We start from the raw sequence: 25758 nt of genomic DNA on the forward strand, positions 1-25758 counted from the left end.
TCACCCCCGTTCACCGCGGCCTCCGAGCCGACCGCCCTAGTGTGGTCGTCGTGTCGACTCGCATCTACATCACGTCCGCAGAAGGCCACACCGGCAAGTCCACCATCGCGCTGGGGGTGCTCGACACCCTCAGTCACGAGCTGGGTCGCGTGGGGGTGTTCCGACCGGTCGCGCGGTCGACGGCCGAGCGCGACTACGTGCTCGAACTGCTGCTCGCGCACGACGGGGTCGACCTCGACTACGACGAGTGCGTCGGCGTCACCTACGACGACGTGCACGCCGACCCCGATGCCGCGCTCGCGACCATCGTCAGCCGGTTCGCCGCCGTCGAGCGCCAGTGCGATGCCGTCGTCGTGATCGGCTCCGACTACACCGACGTCGGCAGCCCGACCGAGCTGTCGTTCAACGCCCGGGTGGCCGCGAACCTCGGTGCGCCGGTGCTGCTCGTGCTCGGCGGGCGCAGCTCCGACGGGGGCACCGCTCGCAACGGCGCCGAGATGCGTCAGGTCGCGGAGGTCACGACGGCCGAGCTGCGCAGCGAGCACGCGAGTCTGCTCGGGGTCGTGGCGAACCGCGTCGGGCCCGATCGCCTCGACGAGGTCGTGGCGGGCGTGGGCGAGGCCCTTGCGGGTACGCCGTCCGCCGACGTGCCCGTCTGGGCCCTGCCGGAGGACCGCCTCCTCGTGGCCCCGACCGTCCGCGCCGTCCTCGCCGCGACGGGCGCGACGATGATCCGCGGCGACGAGGCCCTTCTCGACCGTGAGGCGGTCGGCGTCGTCGTGGCCGCCATGTCGATGGAGAACGTGCTGCCGCGGCTCACCGAGGGCGCCATCGTCGTCGTGCCCGGCGACCGGTCCGACGTGCTCGTCGCGACGGTGCTCGCCCACGCCTCCGAGACGTTCCCCTCGCTCGCCGGCATCGTGCTGAACGGCGGATTCGAGATGGCTCCGCAGGTCGACCGGCTCATCGCCGGTCTCGACAGCCCCCTCCCCATCGCCCACAACGACATGGGCACCTACGACACCGCGCTCGCGATCACGCAGACCCGAGGCCGGCTCGCGGCCGACTCGTCGGGCAAGTACGACCTCGCGCTCGCCCTCTTCGAGAAGCACGTCGACGGGGCGCAGCTGCTGCGCCTCCTGCAGGTCAGCCCCTCGGGCGTGGTCACGCCGCTGATGTTCGAGTACCAGCTGCTCGAGCGGGCGCGCGGCGCCGCGAAGCACATCGTCATGCCCGAGGGCGACGACGACCGCATCCTCCGCGCCGCGTCGACGCTGCTGCAGCGGGGTGTGGCGCGGATCACGCTGCTCGGCGACGAGACGGCCATCAGGGCCCGCGGCGCCGAGCTGGGGCTCGACCTCGCCGACGCCCGGGTGCTCGATCCCTTCGACCCGAGCCTGCAGGTGCGCTTCGCCGCCGAGTACGCCAAGCTGCGCGCCCACAAGGGAATCTCCGCTTCGATGGCGATGGACACCGTCACCGACGTCTCGTACTTCGGCACGATGATGGTCAAGCTCGGACTCGCCGATGGGATGGTCTCGGGCGCGAAGCACACCACGGCTCACACGATCCGACCCGCGTTCGAGGTCATCAAGACCCTGCCCGACGTGGGTGTCGTCTCGAGCGTGTTCCTCATGGCGCTCGCCGACCGGGTGCTGGTCTACGGCGACTGCGCCGTCATCCCCGACCCCACGGCGGAGCAGCTGGCCGACATCGCCATCTCGTCGGCGCAGACCGCCGAGCAGTTCGGCATCGAACCACGGGTCGCGATGCTCAGCTACAGCACCGGCGACAGCGGCTCCGGCGCCGACGTCGAGAAGGTGCGGGCGGCCACGGCGCTCGTGCGCGAACGCCGACCCGACCTGCTGGTCGAGGGGCCCATCCAGTACGACGCGGCCGCCGATCCGACCGTCGCCGCGGCGAAGATGCCCGACTCCGAGGTGGCGGGCCGCGCGACGGTGTTCATCTTCCCCGACCTGAACACCGGCAACAACACCTACAAGGCGGTGCAGCGCAGCGCCGGGGCCGTCGCCATCGGGCCGATCCTGCAGGGCCTCCGCAAGCCGATCAACGACCTCTCCCGCGGCGCGCTGGTCGGCGACATCGTCAACACCGTCGCCATCACGGCCATCCAGGCCGGGACGCAGAGCGCCCAGGCCGCAGCCCCCACCCCCGCATCCACCCCCGAAGGGAACCCCTCGTGAGCGCAGTCCTCGTCGTCAACTCCGGTTCGTCGTCGTTCAAGTACCAGCTGATCGAGCTCGACGGCGAGCGGACCCTCGCGAGCGGTCTCGTCGAGCGGATCGGCGACAGCGTCGGGTCGACGAGGCACCGCAACGAGGTCACGGGCGACGAGACGCGCAACGACTCGCAGCCGATCGCCGACCACGCCGCGGGCTTCGCCGCGATGCTCAGCGCGTTCGAGGCCGACGGGCCGTCGTTCGACGAGTACCCGCCGGTGGTCGTCGGGCACCGCGTCGTCCACGGCGGCGAGGAGTTCGACCGGGCGACCATCGTGACCGACGACGTCGAGAAGGCGATCGATCGGCTCTCCACCCTCGCGCCCCTCCACAACCCCGCCAACCTGCAGGGCATCCGGGCGGCGAAGAAGGCCTTCGCCGACGTACCGCACGTCGCCGTCTTCGACACCGCGTTCCACCAGACGCTGGCCCCCGCGGCGTACACCTACGCCATCGACGCCGACCTGGCCAAGCGACACCACGTGCGCCGGTTCGGGTTCCACGGCACGTCGCACAAGTACGTCAGCGAGAAGACGGCCGAGTTCCTCGGGCGGCCCCTCGCCGAGCTGAAGACCATCGTGCTGCACCTCGGCAACGGGGCGTCGGCGGCCGCCATCGACGGCGGGCGCTCGATCGACACGAGCATGGGCATGACCCCGCTCGAGGGTCTCGTGATGGGCACGCGTTCGGGCGACATCGACCCCGCCGCCGTCTTCCACCTGCACCGCGAGGCCGGCCTCGACGTCGCCGAGCTCGACACGCTGCTCAACAAGAGGTCCGGGCTGCTGGGTCTCACCGGCAGCGGCGACATGCGCGACGTGCAAGACAGCGCCTCTCGCGGCGACGCCGTGGCCGAGGCCGCGCTCGCCGTGTACCGGCACCGCCTGCGGCACTACATCGGCGCGTACGTCGCCCAGCTGGGCGGGCTCGACGCGGTGGTCTTCACCGCCGGAGTGGGCGAGAACAACGCTCTGCTGCGCCGACGCACCCTGGCGGGGCTCGAGTTCTTCGGCATCCACGTCGACGACGACCGCAACGAGCTGGCGTCCCGCGAGGCGCGCCTCATCTCGCCCGACGGGTCGGCCGTGAAGGTGCTCGTCGTGCCGACGAACGAGGAGCTCGAGATCGCACGGCAGTCCGCGGCGCTCGTCTGAACCATCTGAGACGCGAGAGGGCCCCGGGAGCGCGAGCTGCGCCTCCGGGGCCCTTCGTGGTCTCCCCGACGACCGAGGAGGCGCGGGTCAGTACTTGATGGTCGCCAGAGCGTCCGAGACGGTCGCGTCGCCCGAGACGACCTCGAACTGGGTCTTCACGGCCGTGCCCTCGATCAGCGCCGTGGCGATGATCTCCGCCACGTCGGCACGGGGGATGGTGCCGCGGTCGACGGTGGTGCCCACGGTGACGAGACCGGTGCCGGCGTCGTCGGTGAGACCGCCGGGGCGGACGATCGTCCAGTCGAGGTCGCGACCGCGGAGGTCCGCGTCGGCCTCGCTCTTGGCGCGCATGTACACCTGGTACACGTCGTCGTCGTTCTCGGCGGGCAGTTCGGCGCGGGCCGGGTCGAAGTCGTCGGTGCCGATGGCCGAGACCATGACGTAGCGACCGACTCCGGCCTTCTCGGCGGCGTCGGCCAGTAGCACGGCGCCGTCGCGATCGATGGTGAGCTTGCGCTCGGCACCGCTGCCGCCCCCGCCACCGGCGGCGAACACGACGGCGTCGGCCCCGTCGAGGTGGCCGGCGAGCGTGTCGACGTCGGTCTTCTCCAGATCGAGCACGAGCGCACGGGCGCCGGCTGTCTCGAGGTCGGCGGTGTGGTCTGCGTTGCGGACGATGCCCACGGGGTCGTGCCCGGCGTCGGCGAGTCGGCGTTCGAGGAGCAGGGCGATCTTGCCGTGTCCTCCGGCGATGACGATTCTCATGCCACCAGGCAACACCCCGGGTCGCGGCGGGCACTCAGATGCCGCTAAACTTCTCGAGGCTCCTCACGTGGCGCCATCCAGGCCAACTCCCCCAGGGCAGAAATGCAGCAAGGGTAACCGGGCTCTGGCGGGTGCGTGAGGGGTCTTTTCTCGTCTCGGGGCGCCGTCCGTCGAGGTCCCCCCTGTTCGCGGGGTGCGGATCGGCGGCTCCTCCGCATAGGATGACGGCACGTCGACGCCAACCACGTCGACCACGCGCCGCTCACCACGACGCGATCCGGCCCCTCACCAAGGCCGGTTGTCCCGCCCCTCACCACGGCGGAACGAGATCGATCGACCCGAGAGGACCGCGACCGTGACGTCGCACAGGATCAGAAACGCCTCGTCGACCCCTACCCCGGGCGACCTCGCGCCGACCATCGTCGTCGGCTCACCGTCTCCGCTCTCGGGCGGGTCCGACTCGTCCACCCGTGGGGGAGCGCGCCGCAGCAGGCGGAGAGACAGTCGTCGCCCCGTGGCGCCGCGCATCGCCCTCGGCCTCGTGGTCGTGCTGCTCGTCGGCCACCTGGGTGCGACGCTGCTGTGGTCGTCGGCCGCGAACCCGGTCCGGGCGGCCGTCGGGGAGGAGACCCTGCGCGGGTACATGCTGCCGTTCTTCCAGCAGAGCTGGTCCGTCTTCGCCCCCGATCCGGTCTCGAGCGACATCTCGCTCGACGTCCGCGCCGTCCCGACCGGCGAGAGCGCGGCCACCGAGTGGTTCACGATCACCGATCGCGACATCGCCAACGGGGTGACGCACCACCTCGTGCCGTCGCGCACCTACCTGACCAACTTCTCGCTGGCCCGCGGGTACTTCCGGGCCTATCAGGCGCTCGGCGACGAGGCCGGCCCCGCGGTGGGGCAGACCCTCACCGACGGCGACTGGCGGCAGGAGCTCGTCGACGACCTCGCCGCGACGTCCTCCGCCGGCGACGGCGCCGTCCGGTCGTACGTCGACTACGAGGACGCCCTGAACCGCATCGCCTCCGCGGTGGCCACGGCCCAGTGGGGCGAGGTCGACGACGTCCAGGTCCGGGTCCGCATCACTCCCGTCACCCCGTTCGAGCAGCGCGCCGACCCCGCCCCGAACCCCGAGTTCCGTTTCGTGACGGGCGGATGGCGCTCGCCGCTGCCCGACTCGACGCTCGACCAGGGCGCCATCGACGTGCTGTACGGCCCCGGGGGTCGGTCGTGAGCGCCGTGGTGGACGTCGCCCGCGCCTCCTGGGCCCGGCTCGCCGGGCGTCTCGAGTGGTGGTTCCTCGACGGCCGGAAGGCGCTCTACGGCGTCGCCGCAGCGCGGATCGTCACCGGTCTGGGCATCCTCCTCTTCGTGCTCGCGAACGCGAGCACGGCGTCGTACACCTGGGGAGGCGCGTCAGGCTGGTCCGAGCCGCTCAACCGGTCGTCGACCTGGGGGTTCCCGTTCGTGATCTTCGACGCGGCGCAGGTGGGCGGCCCGGCGTTCTGGATCGGCTACGTCGCGCTGGGGCTGTCGGCCCTCGCGCTCCTCCTCGGCTGGCACGCCCGCGTCGCCGCGATCGCGACGCTCTGGCTGTACGCCAGCCTCGCGGCCTCGAACGTGCTCGCCGTCGACCAGACGGACAACGCCGTCCGGCTGTTCCTCTTCTACTTCTGCTTCACCGACCTCTCGCGCGTCTGGTCGCTCGACGCGCGTCGGAGGAGCCGGCAGGAGGCGCGGGGTCGTGCCGCGGTCGCCTCGCGTCCCCGATGGGTCGCCCGGGCCCGTGAGGAGGCGGGCTGGGTCTCGACGCTGCTGCACAACGGGGCTCTCGTGGCCGTTGCGGGTCAGCTCTTCGTCGTCTACGTCGTGGCGGGCCTGTCGAAGGTGCAGGGCGAGCTCTGGCGAGACGGCACGGCGATCTACTACCCGCTGCACGTCGATCGATTCGCGCCCTGGCCGGCCCTCAGCGGTCTGCTGACCGCCAGCGGCGTCCTCGTCGCGTTCGCGACCTGGTTCGCCGTCGCGGTGCAGCTGTTCTTCCCGTTCCTGCTGCTGCGGCGCTGGACCAGGGTCGTCGGCCTGCTCGGCGTGACCGGCATGCACATCGGGATCGGCCTCTTCATGGGCCTGCCGTTGTTCTCGCTCGCGATGCTCGCGGCGGACATGATCTTCATCCGGACGGTCACCTTCCAGCGCGCCGCGGTGTTCGTCGCGGAACGCGCCCGGACCGCCCGGGCCAGGATCTCGAGATCGAGGGGAGGGATCGGCGAGCTGCCCGAAGGCGCGCCGAGCGATCGGACGTCGCCCGCCGTCACCTAGCGAGGCGACCACGCGACACCACCACCTGCACCACAGCACACCCTCGGCCAACCACCGGGGGAGTCGGATCAGCCGGCGGGCCCGAGGCCCGCCAGAAAGAGGCACCCGTGCGACAACTCACTCACCGCGGCCCCCTGGGCACGCTAGGACTCTGGGGGGCGGCCGTCGCCGTGGGGACGCTCGTCGTCACCGCGACGGTGGTCCCCGCCCAGGCGGCACCACCGGACGTCTCCGAGGCGGAAGGGCTCTTCCTCAGCGGGAGCGGCATCGTCGACGTCGACGAGGTCGCCGAGCTCGGGGGCGCCTACTCGTCGTACTCGGGCACGACGTCCGCCCCGGTCGTCGACCCGCTCGACCTGACCGCGCTCCAGACGCTCCGCATCCAGGGCGGCGTGCAGCTGCTCGGCGACAACGGCATCCTCGACCTGGGCGCCGTGTCGCAGTACGGCTCGGCGACACCGAGCGGGTCGGTGGCGGCCTCGGGGCTCATCACCGAGGGCGGTCTCGTGCAGGCCGGTGACGGCACGCCGGCCCAGCAGGCGTCCCTCGACCTCACCGGGTTCCTGACCCAGGCCCAGATCGCCGGTCTCGCCGACGAGCTCGCGCTCGAGATCGGCGCGATCTCGTCTCGCGCCGAGGCCACCCGCACGAGCACCGGATACACCGTCGACAGCGAGTACCAGGTCGACGGAGCGACGATCGCCCTGCACAGCCCGGCGGTGGAGGCGCTCACCGGCGATCTGACGACCACCATCGACGACCTGAACGACTCGGCGAACGGCGCGACCGCAGATCTCCCCGACACGATCGAGACGGGTGTCCTCGCACCTGTCCGCGGTGCGCTGTCGGTGCTGGGGAGCACCCTCACCCTGGCCGACACGCAGGCGGCCGTCACGGCGAGCGTCGATCTGCCCGCCGCGACCGCTCCCGTCCTCTCGGCGCCGTTGACCAGCGGGCCCGTCACCGTCGACCTGTCGACCGGTGACGTCACGGTCGACGTCGCCGAGCTGCAGTCGCTGAACGATCTGCCGGCGAACACGGAGCTGCTCACGGGAGCCGCCGTCGAGGCGGAGCTCCAGACGGCGCTGTCGACCATCTTCGACACGACCCTGCCCGACTCGCTGAGCACCGCGATCACCGGAGCGATCGACACCACTCGGGTCCAGGCCGTCGTCACGACGACTCCGACCGTGTCGGTGACTCCTCTGTTCGGGACCGCCACCACGGCGCCCCTCGCCACGCTCACCATCAGGGTCGACACGACGCTCGGCGCCCTGCTCGGGACGGACCCGACCCGGCCGGTCGCGACGTCGACCCTGACACCGTTGCCGAACGCGGCTCCCGCGATCGAGCTGCTCCTGGTGCCGCTCCGGGCCCTCCTGAACGGCGTCGTGCTCACAGGCGTCTCCGACGCCGTCGAGGTCGCACTGCCCGGCATCACGCGGCCGGTGCTCGCGCCTGTGCTCGACGGGACCGCGCTCGACGCGGTGGGGGATGTGCTCTCCGCGGCGACGAGCGGGGTCGGCGACGTCCTCAGCCCCGTGCTCGACGTCGTGAACGGCCTCGTCTCGGTGACGGTGAACTCGCAGACCGGTCCCGGCTTCCGCGACCCCGACGGCACCGACACCGGCGCCTCGACCGTCCGTGCACTGCGTCTGGCGATCCTGCCCGACGGTGCGGGCTCCGGCGCGGTGGTCGACCTGGCCAGCGCCACGGTCAATGCGCAGGCGCTCGACGCCCTGACGATCAACACCCCCGACGCCGGTGACGAGTTCGTCGTCCTCGGCCCGGCCACGCAGACCGCGGTGACTGTGGGCGGTCTGTCCGCACCGGAGGCCGTCGTGAACGTGACGATCGGCTCCGCGATCGCTCGGACGACGGCCACCGCCACGGGAACGTGGAGCGTCGTCGTCCCGGGCGTCGCCGTCGGACCGGACCAGACCGTCTCGGCCACCCAGACCGTCGGCACCGGGGCTCCTTCGGCCGCCGTCACCACCGTGATCGACGTGCGGCTCGCCGCACCGGTCGTCATCACGAGCCCCGACGGCTCGGCACCCGTCGTCGTGGCCACGTCCACGAGCACGACGGACGTCACCGTCACCGGGACCGCGGAGCCCGGCGCGACCGTGCGGGTCTCGCTCGGAGCCGGGGCCCCTCAGGCCGCGGTGAACACGGACGGACGGTGGACGACGACCTTCACCGGCGTCGGCGTCGGGACGTACGACATCACGCCCGAGCAGTCGCTCGACGGGACGGTGTTCGTCGAAGGCGAAGCGGTCACGATCGAGGTCGAGACCGCCGACGTCGGCACCGACGTCCTCGGCACCGATGCGACCGGTACCGTCGCGACGGACAGCGCCGGCACGGACGCCGTCGGGACGATTGCCACGGACAGCGCGGGGACCGATGTGATCGGAACCATCGCGACGGACACCGCTGGTGCGGACGTGATCGGCACGGTCGCGACGGACAGCGCGGGAACGGATGTGATCGGCACGGTCGCGACGGACAGCGCGGGGACGGATGTCATCGGCACGGTCGCGACGGATTCGGCCGGGTCGGACATCGTCGGCACGGCGACCGACTCGATCGGCAGCGACATCGCCGGCACGGCGACGGATTCGACGGGCACCGACGTGCTCGGCACGGATGTCGTGGGCACCGACGTGACGGGCACGGACGTGCTCGGTACGGCGGTCGACACGCTCGGCACGGACTCGGTGGCCACGATCGGCACCGACGTCGTGGCCTCGATCGGCACCGATGTGGCCGGCACGGTCGCGACGGACACCGCCGGCACGGACGTGATCGGCACCATCGCGACGGACAGTGCGGGTTCCGACGTGATCGGCACCATCGCGACGGACAGCGCGGGGACGGATGTGATCGGCACGGTCGCGACGGACAGCGCAGGCACGGATGTCGTCGGCACCATCGCGACGGACTCGGCCGGGTCGGACATCGTCGGGACGGCGACCGACTCGATCGGCACCGACGTGATCGGCACGGATGTGCTGGGTACCGACGTGGTCGGCACGGACGTGCTCGGTACGGCGGTCGACACGCTCGGCACGGACTCGGTGGCCACGATCGGCACCGACGTGATCGGCACGGTCGCGACGGACACCGCCGGGACGGATGTGATCGGCACGGTCGCGACGGACAGTGCGGGCACCGACGTCATCGGCACGGTCGCGACGGACAGCGCAGGTACGGACGTCGTCGGCACCATCGCGACGGACTCGGCCGGGTCGGACATCGTCGGAACGGCGACCGACTCGATCGGCACCGACGTGATCGGCACCGCCACGGACACGGCGGGGACGGACGTGCTCGGCACCGATGTGCTGGGGACTGATGTCATCGCCACGGACGTGCTCGGGACGGCCGTCGACACGCTCGGCACGGATGTGCTGGCGACCGACGTGACCGGCACGCTCGGCACGGACGTGGTGGCCTCGGTCGGCACCGACGTGGTCGGCACGGTCGCGACGGACACCGCCGGCACGGATGTGGTCGGCACGGTCGCGACGGACAGTGCGGGAACGGACGTCGTCGGCACGGTCGCGACGGACAGTGCGGGAACGGACGTCGTGGGCACGGTCGCGACGGACAGTGCGGGCACCGACGTCATCGGCACCATCGCGACGGACAGCGCCGGCACGGACATCGTCGGCACCATCGCGACGGACTCGGCCGGGTCGGACATCGTCGGAACGGCGACCGACTCGATCGGCACCGACGTGATCGGCACCGCCACGGACACGGCGGGGACGGACGTGCTCGGCACCGATGTGCTGGGTACTGATGTCATCGGCACGGACGTGCTCGGTACGGCGGTCGACACGCTCGGCACGGACGCGGTGGCCACGATCGGCACCGACGTGGTCGGCACGGTCGCGACGGACAGCGCCGGGACGGACGTGATCGGCACGGTCGCGACGGACAGTGCGGGAACGGACGTCGTGGGCACGGTCGCGACGGACAGTGCAGGCACCGACGTCATCGGCACCATCGCGACGGACAGCGCAGGTACGGACGTCGTCGGCACCATCGCGACGGACTCGGCCGGATCGGACATCGTCGGAACGGCGACCGACTCGATCGGCACCGACGTGATCGGCACCGCCACGGACACGGCGGGGACGGACGTGCTCGGCACCGACGTGCTGGGGACTGACGTCATCGCCACGGACGTGCTCGGGACGGCCGTCGACACGCTCGGCACGGATGTGCTGGCGACCGACGTGACCGGCACGCTCGGCACGGACGTGGTGGCCTCGGTCGGCACCGACGTGGTCGGCACGGTCGCGACGGACACCGCCGGCACGGACGTGGTCGGCACGGTCGCGACGGACAGCGCCGGCACGGACGTGGTCGGCACCATCGCGACCGACAGCGCCGGAACGGATGTGGTCGGCACGGTCGGCACGGACGTGGTGGCCTCGGTCGGCACCGACGTGGTCGGCACGGACACCGCGGGCACCGACGTCGTCGGCACGGCGACCGACACGGCCGGCACCGACACCGCCGGTACCGACACGGCCGGCACCGACACCGCCGGTACCGACACGGCCGGCACCGACACCGCCGGCACGGACACCGCCGGCACCGGCACCACGCCCGACGCGCTCCCTGGCGACCACTCCTCCACGGTCCAGATCAAGCGCATCGTCCGCGGCACCGGAGTCGTGCAGACCGTCTACGGCACCGACTTCGTCCCCGGTGAGACGGTGAGCGCGGTCGTCCGATCGACGCCGATCCCCCTCGGTTCGCAGGTCGCCGACGATAACGGGACGGTCACGTTCCGGTTCGCCGTCGGCGCCGACTTCGAGCTGGGACTGCACCGCGTCGAACTGACCGGCAGCGACTCATCGCTGGTCGAGCCGGAGAACGACAGCACGCAGTTCGTGGTCGTCGACGCGGCCGTCGGAGCGGGTGCGGTCGGAACAGAAGGAGGCGCGGGCATCGTCGTCGGGGCGGGCGGACGCCCGAGCACCGGAGGCAGCACCCTCGCCTACACGGGACTGGACGCCCTGCCCTGGGCGGCCACCGGCACGGGCATCCTCGTGCTCGGCCTCGGGATGCTGCTGGCCTCCCGTCGCCGCAGCAGGATCGGGACGACGATGCGCTAGAGCCGGGGTCGGTGACGACGGGGGACTCACCCACCTCGTCGTCGCCGCCCATCGAGAGAGGGCCTCGTCCGCAGTCGCGGGCGAGGCCCTCTCGCGAGTAGTCCGCTGTCGGTGGCCCCGGCTACTCTGGTCCCGTGGTCACCGCCTTGTATCGCCGTTACCGGCCAGAGAACTTCTCCGAGCTCATCGGGCAGACGCAGGTGACCGATCCTCTGCGCACGGCCCTCCGCACCAACCGCGTCAACCACGCCTATCTCTTCAGCGGTCCCCGCGGGTGCGGCAAGACCACGTCGGCCCGCATCCTCGCCCGCTGCCTCAACTGCGCCGAGGGGCCCACCGACACCCCGTGCGGCGTCTGCCCGTCCTGCGTCGAGCTGGCCCGAGACGGCGGCGGCTCGCTCGACGTCATCGAGATCGACGCGGCCAGTCACAACGGCGTCGACGACGCCCGAGACATCCGAGACCGCGCCATCTTCGCGCCGGCTCGCGACCGCTTCAAGATCTTCATCCTCGACGAGGCCCACATGGTCACGCCGCAGGGCTTCAACGCCCTGCTCAAGGTGGTCGAAGAGCCGCCGGAGCACGTCAAGTTCATCTTCGCGACCACCGAGCCCGACAAGGTCATCGGCACGATCAGGTCGCGCACGCACCACTACCCCTTCCGTCTCGTCCCCCCGGCGCAGATGCTCGACTACGTGCAGCAGCTCAGCGCGACCGAGAAGGTCGACGCCGCACCCGGCGTGCTGCCCCTCGTGGTCCGCGCCGGCGGCGGCTCCGTCCGCGACACCCTGTCGCTGCTCGACCAGCTCATGGCGGGCAGCGAAGACAGCGGCATCGAATACGAACGTGCCGTGGCCCTCCTCGGCTACACGCACGCCTCCCTCCTCGACGAGGTCGTCGAGGCCCTGGGCGCGCACGACGGTGCGGCCGCCTTCGCGGCCGTCGACCGGGTCGTGCAGACCGGGCAAGACCCCCGTCGCTTCGTCGAAGACCTCCTCGAGAGACTGCGCGACCTGATCGTCGTCGGCGCGACGGCCGACGGGGCCTCCGCCGTGCTCCGTGGCATCACCGCAGACGAGCTCGACCGCCTGCTGCACCAGGCCCGGTCCTTCGGCGCCGCCGAGCTCTCCCGCTCCGCCGACGTCGTCAACCGCGCCCTCACCGACATGACGGGGGCGACGTCGCCGCGTCTGCACCTCGAGCTCATGATCGCCCGGGTGCTCGTCCCCGAGGCCGACGAGACCGAACGCGGGGCACTGGCCAGGGTCGAGCGCCTCGAGCGTCGCGTCGGCGTCGAGGGCGTCGAGGCGTCGGTCGCGGGTGCGCCTCCCACCGCTCGCACCTCGTCGCCGGCCGCCGCCGCACGCACCGAGTCCCGTGCGACTCAGCCCCCCGCGGCGGCTCGCACGCCGGCACCCGCGGTCGAGTCGACCCCGGTCGCCGGGTCGGCACCCGGTGCCGTCGCCGCCACGGCTTCGGCCGCCTGGGGTGCCAAGACCCCGGACCCGAACCCAGACACACAGCCGGCGCAGGCGGCACAGCCCAGGCAGGCAGAACAGTCGACGCCGTCGGCTCCGGCCGCGCCGACGGCGGCCCACTCGGCGGCGTGGGCACAGACGCCGCCCGTGGTCGACGGCGTCCCCGCCGACCCGGCCGAGCGCGCATCGTCGACGGCCCCGGTCACACTGCAGCAGATGCGCGACAGCTGGCCCGAGATCGTCGAGGTCGTCGAGAAGGCCAAGCGCACCGCGTGGATGGTCGTCGTCACCGCGACGGTGCAGGCCTACGCCGACGACGTCCTCACCCTGACCTTCCCGAGCGCCAGTGACGTCGAGAACTTCAAGAAGCCGCAGGGCGCGGGCGAAGGCGTCAGCGAGCACCTCCGACGCGCCATCCAGAGCGTCCTCGGCGTGACCGTCAAGTACATCGCGCGGGTCGAGGGTGCGCCGTCACGCCCGGCCCCGGCGCCGACGGAGACCCCGGCGACGTCGAACCCCGTGTCGCAGGCCGACGCACCGGCGCCCTCGGCCGCCGAGCCGTCCGCCGCCGAGCCCCCTGCAGACGAACCCGCGGTCACCGAGCCCCCGGCGCCGAGCCGAGCGCCCGCAGCGCCGGCGCCCGCGGCCGCACGACCGGCAGCCCGTCAGGCCGCCTCGCCCGTCACCGGGTGGGACGTCGCGGCGATCCCGCAGACGGCGCCGCCCGAACCCGACGAGCCCGAGCACATCACCGAAGAACCCGACGGCGGAGCCCCGCGGATCGACGCCGATCCGGCACCCGTCGCGGCACCACCCGCGACCGGTCGTCCGTCGGATGGTCCGACGTCGTCGTCGGCATCGAGCAGGGTCTCGACGTCCGGTGCGGGCGCACCGAGCGAACCGTCACGGTCCGGCGCCTCCGCGCCCGAGCGCCGGGCGGCCGCCGGCGACCCCCGACGGGGCATCCCCGCCAACTCGAGGTACGGCGAGGCCGTCGTCCGTGAGATCCTCAACGCCCAGTTCATCGAAGAAGAGACGATCGCTCCCCGCGTCACGCCTCAGAGAAGCGAGTAGTCGTGTACGAGGGCATCGTCCAAGAGCTCATCGACGAGTTCGGCAGACTGCCGGGCATCGGTCCGAAGTCGGCGCAGCGCATCGCCTTCCACATCCTCCAGAGCGAGAACTTCGACACCACCCGGCTCTCCGAGCTGCTCGTCGACGTCAAGACCAAGGTGCGCTTCTGCGAGATCTGCGGCAACGTCACCGAACAGGAGACCTGCGGCATCTGCCGCGACCCCCGACGCTCGCCGGCCACCATCTGCGTGGTCGAAGAGGCCAAAGACGTCCAGGCGATCGAGAGGACGCGCGAGTTCCGTGGGCTGTACCACGTGCTCGGTGGGGCCATCAGCCCCATCGACGGCATCGGACCGGACGATCTGCGCATCCGGCAGCTCGTCCAGCGTCTCGCCGACGACACCGTCCAGGAGGTCATCATCGCCACCGACCCGAACCTCGAAGGAGAGGCCACCGCCACGTACCTGTCGCGAATGCTCTCGCCGTTCGGTCTCCGGGTGACCCGACTCGCCTCCGGCCTGCCGGTGGGCGGCGACCTCGAGTACGCCGACGAGGTCACCCTCGGCCGGGCCTTCGAAGGGCGCCGGCTCGTCACCGAGTGAGGCCCGATCAGAGTCGTGCGCGACGCGCCCGCACGAAGCTGTACAGACCGAAGGCGATGAGTCCGAACGCCACGGCGGTCAGCACGATCGTCCCGAACGGCAGCTCGGCGAGGGCCTTCAGGGCACCGTCGAGACCCGACGCCTCGTCGGGATCCGCCTGCACGGCAGCCACCCCGAAGAGGACGCCGACGACGACGAGCGCGATCCCCTTGGCGACGTAGCCCACGATGCCGAGGGCGATCGTGACCCGACCCGATGGGCCCGACGGCACGACGAGGTCCTCCCGGAACTTCTGCCGGATCCCCTTCACGACCATGTACCCGCCGATGCCGACCACGATCAGGGCCACCACGACGAGCAGCACGACACCGCCCGGAGTCGCCAGCAGTCGGGCGCTCAGCGACTCCGTCTGATCCGAGCTGTCGCTCGATCCGCCCCGGGCGAACGTGAACGCCGTGAAGCCGACCGCGAGGTAGGCGACGCCCTTGCCGCCCTCCTTGACCCGAGCGGCCCAGTCCTCCTTGTCCGTCCCCCGGACGAGAGCGGCCTCCAGGACCTGGAAGAGACCCAGAGCCCACAGCCCGACGACGATCACCCAGAGCAGGGCCATGCCCGCCGGGCGCGATGCGAGCTCCCCGAGCGCGCCTCCCTGGTCGGCCTCGCCACCGCCCCCGAAGGCGATCCGCAGGGCGATCACCCCGATGAGGATGTGCAGCACGCCATTCATGCCGAAGCCGACCCGCGCGAGGGTCTTCAGGGGGCGGCTGTTCTGCACCCTGCTGGTGGTCTGGCGGGCTTCTGCTGAGGCGTCGGGCATGCGTCAACCGTAGGGGAGCGGAGGTCGGCCCGCCCGGTCCGTTCCGACCCCGGGTCGACCGTGCGTCACACGCCCGCGGCACCGAATAGAATCGGCGGACGCAGGCGCGACGTCGATGCGACGCGCCGTTCCCTCTTCTGGAGTCACCGTGAGCTTGATCGTGCAGAAATTCGGCGGGTCGTCCGTCGCCGACGCCGAGAGCATCAAGCGCGTCGCGAAACGCATCGTCGAGACCCGCAAGGCCGGTAACGACGTCGTCGTGGCGGTCAGCGCGATGGGCGACACGACCGACGAGCTGCTCGACCTGGCCAACGAGGTCAGCCCGATCCCCGGGGGGCGCGAACTCGACATGCTGCTCACCGCGGGCGAGCGCATCAGCATGGCGCTGCTCGCCATGGCGATCCGCAGCCTCGGCGTCGAGGCGCGCTCGTACACGGGCAGCCAGGCCGGCATGATCACCGACGCCCAGCACGGCAAGGCCCGCATCGTCGACGTGACCCCGAAGCGGATCCGCGACGCCCTCGACGCCGGCTACATCGCCATCGTGGCCGGGTTCCAGGGCTTCAACCGCAGCACGGGCGACATCACCACCCTCGGCCGCGGCGGGTCCGACACCACCGCGGTGGCGCTGGCCGCCGCCCTCGACGCCGACGTCTGCGAGATCTACACCGACGTCGACGGCATCTTCACGGCCGACCCCCGTGTCGTCCCCAAGGCGCGCAAGCTCGACCGGGTCACGAGCGAGGAGATGCTCGAACTCGCCGCGGCGGGGTCGAAGGTGCTCTACATCCGTGCCGTCGAGTACGCCAGGCGTCATGGCGTCACCCTGCACGTCCGCTCGTCGTTCAACAACAACGAGGGAACCCTGGTCGTCAACCCGAAAGAGGGAGAGAACGTGGAAGAGCCCATCATCAGCGGTGTCGCCGGTGACCTCAGCGAGGGCAAGATCACCGTCGTCGGAGTCCCCGACGTGCCCGGCAAGGCGGCGCAGATCTTCCGCACCGTCGCCAAGACCGGTGCGAACATCGACATGATCGTGCAGAACATCTCGGCCGCCTCGACGAGTCGCACCGACATCTCCTTCACGCTCCCGAAGTCCGAGGGCGCCGTCGTGCTCCAGGCGCTCGAGTCCGAGCGCGCCGAGAGCGGTTTCGAGTCGCTGCAGTACGACGATCAGATCGGCAAGCTCGCCCTCGTCGGCGCCGGCATGCGCACCAACGCCGGTGTCTCGGCGCAGCTGTTCACCGCGCTGTTCGAGGCGGGCATCAACATCGAGATGATCTCGACCAGCGAGATCCGCATCTCGGTGGTCACCCGGGCCGACACCCTCAACGACGCCCTCCGCGTCGTGCACACGGCGTTCGGACTCGACGGCGACGTCGAGGCCGTGGTCCACGCCGGCACCGGCCGCTGACGCGACCAGCAGAACACCGAGGAGGCGCGGCGCGGCCCGCACCGCGCCTCCTGCCCCGTGAACACCCACCGCACCACCGAGACACCCCAGGAGAAGACGATGGCTGAAGGTCTGCGCGTCGGCGTGGTCGGCGCGACCGGTCAGGTCGGCAAGGTCATGCGACGACTGCTCGACGAGCGCGACTTCCCGCTCGCCGAGATCCGGTTCTTCGCGACGGCGCGCTCCGCCGGCACCACACTGCCGTTCCGCGGTGCCGACATCGTCGTCGAGGACATCGAGACCGCCGACCCGACCGGTCTCGACATCGCCCTCTTCTCGGCCGGCGCCACCGGCTCGCGGGCGCACGCACCGCGTTTCGCCGCGGCCGGCGCCCTGGTCATCGACAACTCGAGCGCCTGGCGGATGGACCCCGAGGTGCCGCTCGTCGTCAGCGAGGTCAACCCGCACGCGATCGGCCAGGCCGTCAAGGGCATCGTCGCGAACCCGAACTGCACCACCATGGCCGCCATGCCCGTGCTCAAGGTGCTCGACACCGAGGCCGGTCTCGAGCGACTGATCGTCAGCACCTACCAGGCGGTCTCGGGCAGTGGGCTCAAGGGCGCCGACGAGCTCCTCGGTCAGGCGCGGGCCGCTCTCGAGCAGGACGCCGCGGGGCTCGTGCACGACGGCTCGGCCGTGACGATGCCCGCCCCCGAGGTGTACGTCCGACCGATCGCCTTCGACGTGATCCCCCTCGCGGGCAGCATCGTCGACGACGGTCTCGACGAGACCGACGAGGAGAAGAAGCTGCGCAACGAGAGCCGCAAGATCCTCGAGCGACCCGATCTGCGAGTCAGCGGCACCTGCGTGCGCGTGCCCGTCCTGACCGGGCACTCGCTGTCGATCAACGCCGAGTTCTCGTCCGCGCTGACCGCCGCCCGCGCCAAGGAGCTGCTCGCCGACGCGCCCGGGGTCGTGCTGACCGACGTCCCGACGCCGCTCGAGGCGGCCGGCACCGACCCGAGCTACGTCGGGCGGATCCGTCAGGACGAGGGCGTGCCCGGCGACCGCGGGCTGGCGCTCTTCATCAGCAACGACAACCTCCGGAAGGGCGCGGCGCTCAACGCGGTTCAGATCGCCGAGATCGTCGCGGCCGAGCGCACCACCTCCGTCGGAGTCTGACCGGGCGGGTCGCTGTCTCGACATCGAGACACCCCGCCCGGGCGCCCGGCGGGCCCGCGAGGCCCGGGGCCTAGACTGGCGCTCGTGAACGATGCGAAGAAGCCCGTCGACGTAGCCCTCATCGGTGGTGGCGTCATGAGCGCCACCCTCGGCGCCATGATCAAGCAGCTCGAGCCCGACTGGTCCATCCAGATCATCGAGGCACTCGACGACGTCGCCCTCGAATCGAGCAACCCCTGGAACAACGCGGGCACCGGGCACTCCGCCCTGTGCGAGCTGAACTACACGCCCGAGCGGGCCGACGGGTCCATCGAGACCAGCAGCGCCGTCAAGGTCAACGAGCAGTTCCAGGTCTCGCGGCAGTTCTGGTCGTTCCTCGTCGCCGAGGGCGCCCTGCCCGAGCCCGAGGCGTTCATCAACTCGAGTCCGCACATGAGCTTCGTCTGGGGCGATAAGAACGTCGAGTACCTCCGCAAGCGCTTCGAGGCTCTCCGCGACCACCCGCTGTTCCAGGGGCTCGAGTTCAGCACCGATCGCGAGCGCATCGCCGAATGGGCGCCGCTGCTCGCCTCCGGGCGGCCACTCGGCCAGCCGATCGCGGCGACCCGGATCGCCGCGGGGACGGACGTCGACTTCGGGAGCCTCACGCGCCTCCTCGTCTCCGACCTGCAGTCCTCCGGTGCCCGGCTCCGCCTGGGGCACCGGGTGACCGGTCTGAAGCGCCGCGCCGGCGGCGGGTGGACGATCTCGGTCCGCCCGAAGTCGGGTGCCGCGTTCGAGATCGAGGCGGCGTTCGTCTTCGTCGGAGCCGGCGGGGGAGCCCTCAACCTCCTGCAGAAGTCGGGCATCCGCGAGATCGAGGGGTTCGGCGGGTTCCCGGTCAGCGGGGAGTTCCTGCGCACGGACGACCCGGCGATCGTGGCCAGGCATCAGGCGAAGGTCTACGGCAAGGCCGCCGTGGGCTCGCCGCCGATGTCCGTCCCGCACCTCGACACCCGGGTCGTCGACGGGCAGGCCAGCCTCATGTTCGGCCCGTACGCCGGGTTCAGCCCCAAGTTCCTGAAGAGCGGGTCGTGGTTCGATCTCTTCGCCTCGATCCGGCCGCACAATCTCTACCCGATGATCCGTGCCGGGCTCGCGAACCTCTCGCTGGTGAAGTACCTGGTCGGTCAGCTGGCCGCGAGCAAGAGCACGAAGTTCGAGGCGCTCCGCGAGTTCGTGCCCGATGCCGACCCGAAGGACTGGTACCGCATCACCGCCGGTCAGCGCGTCCAGGTCATCAAGAAGGATGCGAAGAAGGGCGGGGTGCTCCAGTTCGGCACCGAGGTCGTCTCGGCGGCCGACGGCTCGATCGCGGGGCTGCTCGGCGCCTCGCCCGGGGCCTCGACGGCCGTGCCCATCATGCTCGACGTCCTCGAACGCTGCTTCCCGTCGCGGATGTCGGCGTGGCAGCCGACCCTACATCGCATGGTGCCCACCTACGGCACGCCGCTCGCGACCGACGAGGCGAAGGCGGCGGCGACCCTGGGGGCCACCGCCGAGGCGTTGAACATCCACGCCTGATCGGGTCGGCGGGGTCGGCTTGACTCCTGTTCGAACATGTGTTCGACTGAGCGCATGCGGTGGAGCGGTCAGGGTGTCGACGTCGAGAGAGACGACGCGTCGCCGCCGCTCGTGCGACTGTCGTCGGTCGTCCGTTCGGTCACGACGCCCGAGTTCGACGGCATCACGTTCCACGAGATCCTGGCGAAGAGCGCGCTGAACCGGGTGCCGGGCGGCGATTCGACTCTGCCCTTCGGCTGGACGATCAACCCCTACCGCGGGTGCAGTCACGCCTGCGTCTACTGCTTCGCCCGACCGACGCACGAGTACCTCGATCTCGACGGCGGCGACGACTTCGACCGCCAGATCGTGGTGAAGGTCAACGTCGCCGAGGTGCTGTCCAGAGAGCTCAGGCGGCCGTCGTGGCAGCACGCCCCCGTCGCCCTGGGCACGAACACCGATCCGTACCAACGGGCCGAGGGTCGGTACCGCCTGATGCCCGGCATCATCGCGGCCCTGGCCGAGTCGGGCACGCCGTTCAGCATCCTGACGAAGGGCACGCTCCTGCGTCGCGACCTCCCGTTGCTGGCCGAGGCGGCGCAGCAGGTGCCCGTCGACATCTCGATGTCCATCGCGATCTACGACGACGAGCTCCAGCAGTCCCTCGAACCCGGCACCCCCACGACGGCCGCGCGGCTCGCCACCGTCCGCGCGGCACGCGACCTCGGCCTCGACGTGTCGGTCTTCATGATGCCCGTGCTGCCGCATCTGACCGACGGCGTCGACCATCTGCGCGCAGCTCTGTCGGCGGTCCGCGACTCGGGGGCCACCAGCGTCATGTACAGCGCCCTCCACCTGAAGCCCGGTGTCAAAGAGTGGTTCTTCGCCTGGCTCGGCCGCGAGCATCCCGAGGTGCTCGACCGCTACACCGACCTATACTCGCGGGGCACCTATGCGCCGACGGGGTACCGCAAGTGGCTGGCCGCACGGCTGCGGCCCCTGCTGGCCGAGTACGGCCTCGAACGCGGGCGCACCGACCCGTCGACCGGGTCGACGCGCTCCCGCGTGCACGACGCCCTGGGCGACCGGGCGGAGGCGATCGCGGGGTCGCGCGCCCTTCTCGCGGCCGAGCTGCCGGGCGGAGCTCGCACCGCGCATCCTCGGCTGTTCTGACATCCGTGCCCGGTCGGGGCACAAAACAGGCGTGTTCCGGGCGATACCCGGGGACACCCCTCGATAACGGGGTACAGAAGAAGTCCATGTTCAGGCATACTTCTTCAGTCAGCCCGTCGACGAGAAGGAGGCCGCATGCTGCTCGGCCTCCCGGCTCACCTGGCTCCGCAGAGCACCGGTCGCGCAGTCGCCCGAGCCTGCTACGTCATGGCCTGCGTGGTGCTCGCCAGCGCGTCGCTCGTGCTCGTCATCAGTCAGGCGACCGGCCCCGGGTACATCCTCTGGCCCGCCCTGGTCGCGATCTGCACCCTCGTCGCGATGAGCGTCGTCCTCCAGCGTCGACGCACGGCGTCGGCCATGGCCGCCTTCCTCGCCATCGGCTCGGCGGCGACGTACTGGTACGCCGTCACGATCCTGGCCCAGATACCGGCCGTGCGGACGTCCGACGCCTTCTCGCTCTCGCTGCCCAAGATCGCCCTCATCCTGGTGGCGGGCAGCGGCCGCCAGCCGCGGCTCGGTCTCGTCTGGGCCACGATCGCGGTCGTCCTCGGCGAGGTGGCGACCCTGGCCGCCACGTGGCAGACGGGTGAGACCTCGCAGTTCGACGTCGCGACGGCCCTGACCTATCTGCTGGTCGTCGTCACCGTCGGCTGGGGTGTGATCGCCCGAGACCGTGCCCGGCGCGCGCAGCCCAGTCTGCACCGGGCCGCTCTCGACCAGCAGCTGCAGGGCATCCGCCACGACATCGAGCAGCAGGCCGCCGCCCTGCTGCACGACACCGTCCTGAGTCATCTCGCGGCCGTCGCCTCCGCCCCTCCCGGGCCGCTCGCTCCGCGGATCGCTAAATCGATGTCCGCCGACATCGAGACGCTCGTCGGGCAGGAGTGGCTTGCCGGTCGGGCGTCCGACGGCATGCCCCGGGACTGGCACCGGAGCGAGCTCGCCCTCGCCGTCGAGTCCGCCCGCGAGGCCGGGCTCGAGATCGGCGTGACCGGCGACGTGACCGCCGTGGCCCGGCTGAGCGCCGATCAGGCGCAGGCCCTCGGGCTCGCCGTCGCGCAGTGCCTGGCGAACGTCGAGAAGCACAGCGGGACGACCCGGGCCGAGGTCGTGGTCTACGGCGACGCGGACGACGTCTCTGTCATGGTGATCGACGACGGGGTCGGCTTCGACGTCGAGGGCACCGGCGCCGACCGTCTCGGGCTCAAGAACTCCGTGCAGGCGCGGATGGAGCGGGTCGGCGGCGAGGTGCAGATCTGGTCGTCCGTGGGCAGCGGCACGAGCGTCGTCATCCGGGTGCCGACAGGCACGTCCGCCGACACCGGTGCCGTGTCGGGAACCGACGCGCGCGGTCATGTCGATGGCGGCACTGCCGATGGCGGCCCGGTCGACGGCGCTCCCGGCGCCGGGCGGACCATCGCCGGAGGGGCGGCGTGAGCCGCCGCGAGCGGACGCCGCAGCAGGTCGACCCGCTCGGTGCGCTCAGCGCCGGCCCCCTGACCGTCATCGCGGGGCTGGCCGCCGTCCTCTACGCCGTCGTGGTGACGGTCGTCGTCCGTGCCGACGTCGCCTCGTGGCCCGCAGCCATCGCCGCGCTCGGCGCTCTGGCGGCGGCCGCGACGGTGCTGGTGCACGGGTCCCGGCCCGCGCGTGCGCCGTTCCGGAGACCTCACGTCGTGGTGATGGTCGTGCTGCTCGCGGCGGTGGTCGTGCTCTCGGTCGTCTCGACGGCGGGCCACAACGAGATGGTCCGAGACGACTGGACGTCCGTCTCGGTCGGCGTGCTGATCCTCGGCCTGGCGCCGTACCGGCCCGGACGCGAGATCGGGATCGCGGGCCTGATCCTGGCGTCGGTGATCGGCATCGTGGTGGTCGTCGAGAGCCCCTCGTTCGCCGCGGGTCTCCCGGCGGTCCTCTACGTCGTCGTGGCGGTGACGCCCGTGCTCGCGCTCACGTCGGCCGGGGCGACGTTCTCGGCCACCTTCGTGATGCTGGTCGACCACTGGGTCGAGCGCGCCTCCTCGTATCGTCGGGCCGGCACCGCCGATCTGCGGGCCGGGATCGCCCGGTCGGTGCAGCAGGACCGCGTGACCATCCTCAACCGCGACGTCGTGCCGTTCTTCACGGGGTTGATCGAGGCCGGCGAGGTGACCGCTGACGACAGCCGGCGCGCTCGCGCCATCGCCGAGACGCTGCGCGGGACGATGGTGGCCGAAGCGGACCGAAGCTGGCTCGAGCAGCTCCTCACGGCACCGGCGGTCGCGGTGGGGGGAGTCGTCGACGACCCCGAGCACCTGGCCGGCGAGATGGCCGACGACCACCGGACCGCCCTCCGCGCCCTCCTCGTGGCGTTCGCCGACACCGGTGTCGTCGACGCGTCCGACGTGCGCATCGCGGTGCGAGCCGAGGAGGCGCGGGTCGACATCCGTCTGACCGTCGCCACCCGGGCGCCCGACCTCGCCGTCCGCAACCGGCTCGCCCCCTACTTCGCCGTCGTCCGCGTCGTCTACGACGACCTCGTGGTCGATCTGAGCCCTCCCCTCCTGACACTAAGGTTTTCTTATGACCAGCACTGAGTCGAGCGACCGCTCGTCGCACCGCCCCGGCTACTCGCGACCCGCGGCGGCCCCGTCGTGGAACACCGTCGGCCCCGCGGGCGGCGACCCGTCGACGCGGCGGGTCCGCCTCGCGATCCTCGACGACCACGAGGTGCTGCTCGACAGCCTCTCGAGCTGGATCAACGTCAACGCATTCGACTTCGACCTCGTGCTGACGGCGCACACCTGGCTGCAGCTGGTCCACAGCGACAACTTCCCCACCGATCTCGTCTTCCTCGACTTCCAGCTGAAAGAGCCCGTGTCGATCGAGGCCCGGGTGCGCACCTGCCGTGCCGCGGGTGCGAAGGTCATCGTGCTGTCGAGTCTCGACACCCGCGAGTCGCGTGAGCGCGCGCTCGAGGCAGGGGCCTCGGCGTTCCTCTCGAAGTCGTTGCCGATGCGCGAGGTGATGGACGCCGCTCGGCAGGTCATGGGCGTCGCCCGCGACGCCTCGCCGCAGCGCGACTGGCGGCCGCTGCCCGTCGGGGCCACGAACCAGAGTCGACCGAAGCTCAGCGCCGGCGAGTCCGAGGCGTTCCGCCTCTACGTGTCGGGGTTCAGCACGAACGAGGTCGCGCAGCAGATGAACGTCCAGTACGAGACGGCGAAGACCTATCTGCGCCGCGTCCGCGAGAAGTACGCGAAGGCGAACCGACCGGCGAGCAAGAAGTCCGAGCTGATCCGCCGCGCCGCCGAAGACGGCTACCTGCAGTAGTGGCGAAGCTCTACTTCCGCTACGGGGCGATGAACAGCGGCAAGAGCACCGCCCTGCTGCAGGCCGCGTACAACTACGAAGAGCGCGGGCAGCGGGTCGTGCTCGCCAAACCGCGCGTCGACACCAAGGGCGACGATCAGATCGTCTCGCGACTCGGGGTCAGCCGCACGGCGGACGTCGCGTTCGCGCCCGGCGACGACGTCCTCGACGTCTTCTGCGCCGAGCGGGCGCGGGTCCGCGAGGCGACCGGCAGCGACATCGCCTGTCTGCTGGTCGACGAGGTCCAGTTCCTGGAGCCGGCTCAGGTCGACGACCTGCTCCGCATCGCCATCCTCGAGGGCGTGCCGGTGCTGGCCTACGGCATCCGGACGGACTTCCGCACGACGGCGTTCCCGGGCAGTCGTCGTCTGCTCGAGGTGGCGCACTCGCTCGAAGAGCTGAAGACCATCTGCCGGTGCGGTCGCAAGGCGGTCTTCAACGCCCGGACGATCGACGGGCGCTTCGTCTTCGACGGCGACCAGGTGGCCATCGACGGCCACGAGGTCACCTACGAGTCGCTCTGCGGCGCGTGCTACCTCGCCGAGAGCGGCGGTCGACTGAGCGCCTGAGCGGCTCTCAGCGGCTCTGAGCGGCTCTCAGCGGCGCAGAGGGCGGCGGGTGAGGCGACGCCACCATCGGGCTGCGCCCCAGCGTGTCACCTTGGCCATGGCCTCGGTCACGATGTCGCCGTTCATCTTCGAGACACCCGCCTCGCGTTCACGGAAGACGATGGGCACCTCGGCGATGGGGTGACCGGCGTCGATGGTGCGGAGGGTCATGTCCACCTGGAAGAAGTAGCCCCGTGACTCGACCTCTTCGAGCCGCATGCCGGCCAGCACGGGAGTGCTGTACGCCCGGAATCCCGCCGTGGCGTCGTGGACCCGGATTCCGAGCGCGATGCGCGAGTAGAGGTTGCCGCCGCGGCTCAGGAGCTCGCGACGCAGCGGCCAGTTGACGACCGACCCGCCCTTGATCCATCGTGAGCCGATGACGAGCCCGGGGGCCGGCAGCCGTCGCAGCGCGTCGAGCATCTCCGGCAGGGTCTCGGCGGGGTGGCTTCCGTCGGCGTCGAACTCGACGAGGACGTCGTACCCGCGGGCCATGCCCCAACCGAACGCCTCGATGTAGGCGGCCCCGAGGCCGTCCTTCGACCGACGGTGGAGGACGTGCACGTTGCCGTCGGACGCGGCGATGCCGTCGGCGATGTCGCCCGTCCCGTCGGGGCTGGCATCGTCGGCGATCAGGATGTGCGCAGCGGGCACCGCCTCGCGCAGCTTCGCGACCGCGCGACCGATGTTCTCGGCCTCGTCGTACGTCGGGATGATGACCAGGACGGCGGGAGCGGCCCCGGTTCCGTCGGCGGCGGTCATCGTCGACCTGCCGTCGACACGACCGCCGTAGGCGACGTGGGGGAGATCACGTCCGCCAGCTCGGCGCCCTTCGGGAACACCCACTTGTTCATGGCCCAGTAGCGGAACACCATGGCGATGAGCGTGCCGATGATCGGGCCGCTGATGAAGTCCGCCACCT

Annotated in this window: 18 protein-coding genes and 1 other RNA gene; 16 read left to right on the forward strand and 3 right to left on the reverse strand. The window is 71.3% G+C overall.

Features of this window, described 5'->3' with window-relative positions:
* The first annotated feature begins 50 nt into the window (after positions 1-50).
* Together pta and SOM11_RS09370 are read left to right on the forward strand one after the other, a co-directional pair.
* Positions 51-2204 carry a phosphate acetyltransferase gene (pta, locus tag SOM11_RS09365; protein WP_192058709.1) on the forward strand — a complete coding sequence of 718 codons (2154 nt, stop codon included), beginning with the start codon at positions 51-53 and terminating at the stop codon, positions 2202-2204.
* A complete protein-coding gene (locus SOM11_RS09370; protein WP_243215395.1) occupies positions 2201-3394 on the forward strand; it encodes an acetate/propionate family kinase in 1194 nt (397 codons plus the stop codon). Before pta ends, SOM11_RS09370 begins: the two co-directional genes overlap by 4 nt.
* Positions 3395-3481: 87 nt before the next feature.
* On the opposite strand, the gene SOM11_RS09375 is transcribed toward SOM11_RS09370, so the two are convergent.
* Entirely contained in the window at positions 3482-4159 is a 678-nt protein-coding gene (locus SOM11_RS09375; protein WP_192058705.1) for an SDR family oxidoreductase, read from the reverse strand.
* A 54-nt stretch (positions 4160-4213) separates the two neighbouring features.
* Here SOM11_RS09375 and ffs point away from each other — a divergent pair.
* The 6 genes from ffs to recR all read left to right on the forward strand — a co-directional run bounded on the left by ffs (position 4214) and on the right by recR (position 14770).
* Positions 4214-4310: signal recognition particle sRNA small type (gene ffs / locus SOM11_RS09380), an RNA gene on the forward strand.
* Positions 4311-4673: 363 nt separating this feature from the next.
* Entirely contained in the window at positions 4674-5393 is a 720-nt protein-coding gene (locus SOM11_RS09385; protein ID WP_192058703.1) for a DUF5819 family protein, read from the forward strand.
* Positions 5390-6481: an HTTM domain-containing protein gene (locus SOM11_RS09390; protein ID WP_192058701.1), complete on the forward strand. Its 1092-nt coding sequence runs from the start codon at positions 5390-5392 to the stop codon at positions 6479-6481. Before SOM11_RS09385 ends, SOM11_RS09390 begins: the two co-directional genes overlap by 4 nt.
* 107 nt (positions 6482-6588) lie before the next feature.
* Entirely contained in the window at positions 6589-11616 is a 5028-nt protein-coding gene (locus tag SOM11_RS09395; RefSeq protein WP_320477855.1) for a choice-of-anchor G family protein, read from the forward strand.
* Between the two features lie 134 nt (positions 11617-11750).
* Complete coding sequence (locus tag SOM11_RS09400) at positions 11751-14168, forward strand: DNA polymerase III subunit gamma and tau (RefSeq protein WP_320477856.1); 2418 nt, start codon at positions 11751-11753, stop codon at positions 14166-14168.
* A gap of 2 nt (positions 14169-14170) precedes the next feature.
* Positions 14171-14770 carry a recombination mediator RecR gene (recR, locus tag SOM11_RS09405; RefSeq protein WP_192058695.1) on the forward strand — a complete coding sequence of 200 codons (600 nt, stop codon included), beginning with the start codon at positions 14171-14173 and terminating at the stop codon, positions 14768-14770.
* A gap of 7 nt (positions 14771-14777) precedes the next feature.
* Here the strand turns inward: recR and SOM11_RS09410 are convergent, their stop codons facing one another.
* Complete coding sequence (locus tag SOM11_RS09410) at positions 14778-15587, reverse strand: DUF1206 domain-containing protein (protein WP_192058693.1); 810 nt, start codon at positions 15585-15587, stop codon at positions 14778-14780.
* 148 nt (positions 15588-15735) lie between these two features.
* Between SOM11_RS09410 and SOM11_RS09415 the strand changes: the two genes are divergently transcribed.
* The 8 genes from SOM11_RS09415 (at position 15736) to SOM11_RS09450 (ending at position 24797) form a co-directional block, all read left to right on the forward strand.
* Positions 15736-17001 carry an aspartate kinase gene (locus tag SOM11_RS09415; RefSeq protein WP_192058691.1) on the forward strand — a complete coding sequence of 422 codons (1266 nt, stop codon included), beginning with the start codon at positions 15736-15738 and terminating at the stop codon, positions 16999-17001.
* 99 nt (positions 17002-17100) lie between these two features.
* On the forward strand, positions 17101-18162 hold the full coding sequence (locus tag SOM11_RS09420; protein ID WP_192058688.1) for an aspartate-semialdehyde dehydrogenase: 1062 nt from the start codon (positions 17101-17103) through the stop codon (positions 18160-18162).
* 135 nt (positions 18163-18297) lie between these two features.
* Complete coding sequence (locus SOM11_RS09425; RefSeq protein WP_414655457.1) at positions 18298-19725, forward strand: malate:quinone oxidoreductase; 1428 nt, start codon at positions 18298-18300, stop codon at positions 19723-19725.
* A gap of 54 nt (positions 19726-19779) precedes the next feature.
* Positions 19780-20877 carry an Rv2578c family radical SAM protein gene (locus SOM11_RS09430; RefSeq protein ID WP_320477862.1) on the forward strand — a complete coding sequence of 366 codons (1098 nt, stop codon included), beginning with the start codon at positions 19780-19782 and terminating at the stop codon, positions 20875-20877.
* A 135-nt stretch (positions 20878-21012) separates the two neighbouring features.
* Positions 21013-22314 carry a sensor histidine kinase gene (locus SOM11_RS09435; RefSeq protein ID WP_320477858.1) on the forward strand — a complete coding sequence of 434 codons (1302 nt, stop codon included), beginning with the start codon at positions 21013-21015 and terminating at the stop codon, positions 22312-22314.
* A complete protein-coding gene (locus SOM11_RS09440; RefSeq protein WP_320477859.1) occupies positions 22311-23453 on the forward strand; it encodes a hypothetical protein in 1143 nt (380 codons plus the stop codon). Before SOM11_RS09435 ends, SOM11_RS09440 begins: the two co-directional genes overlap by 4 nt.
* On the forward strand, positions 23440-24189 hold the full coding sequence (locus tag SOM11_RS09445) for a response regulator (RefSeq protein WP_243213657.1): 750 nt from the start codon (positions 23440-23442) through the stop codon (positions 24187-24189). The genes SOM11_RS09440 and SOM11_RS09445 overlap by 14 nt, the downstream gene beginning before the upstream one ends.
* Positions 24189-24797, forward strand: coding sequence for a thymidine kinase (locus SOM11_RS09450; protein WP_192058678.1), 609 nt, complete (start codon positions 24189-24191; stop codon positions 24795-24797). Before SOM11_RS09445 ends, SOM11_RS09450 begins: the two co-directional genes overlap by 1 nt.
* A gap of 27 nt (positions 24798-24824) precedes the next feature.
* Here SOM11_RS09450 and SOM11_RS09455 read toward each other — a convergent pair whose 3' ends face one another.
* Positions 24825-25598 (reverse strand): polyprenol monophosphomannose synthase, encoded by a 774-nt coding sequence (locus SOM11_RS09455; RefSeq protein WP_192058676.1) that lies wholly within the window; start codon positions 25596-25598, stop codon positions 24825-24827.
* Positions 25599-25758: the final 160 nt, after the last annotated feature.

This window comes from Frigoribacterium sp. CFBP9029 (assembly GCF_034045305.1).
Classification (GTDB): domain Bacteria; phylum Actinomycetota; class Actinomycetes; order Actinomycetales; family Microbacteriaceae; genus Frigoribacterium.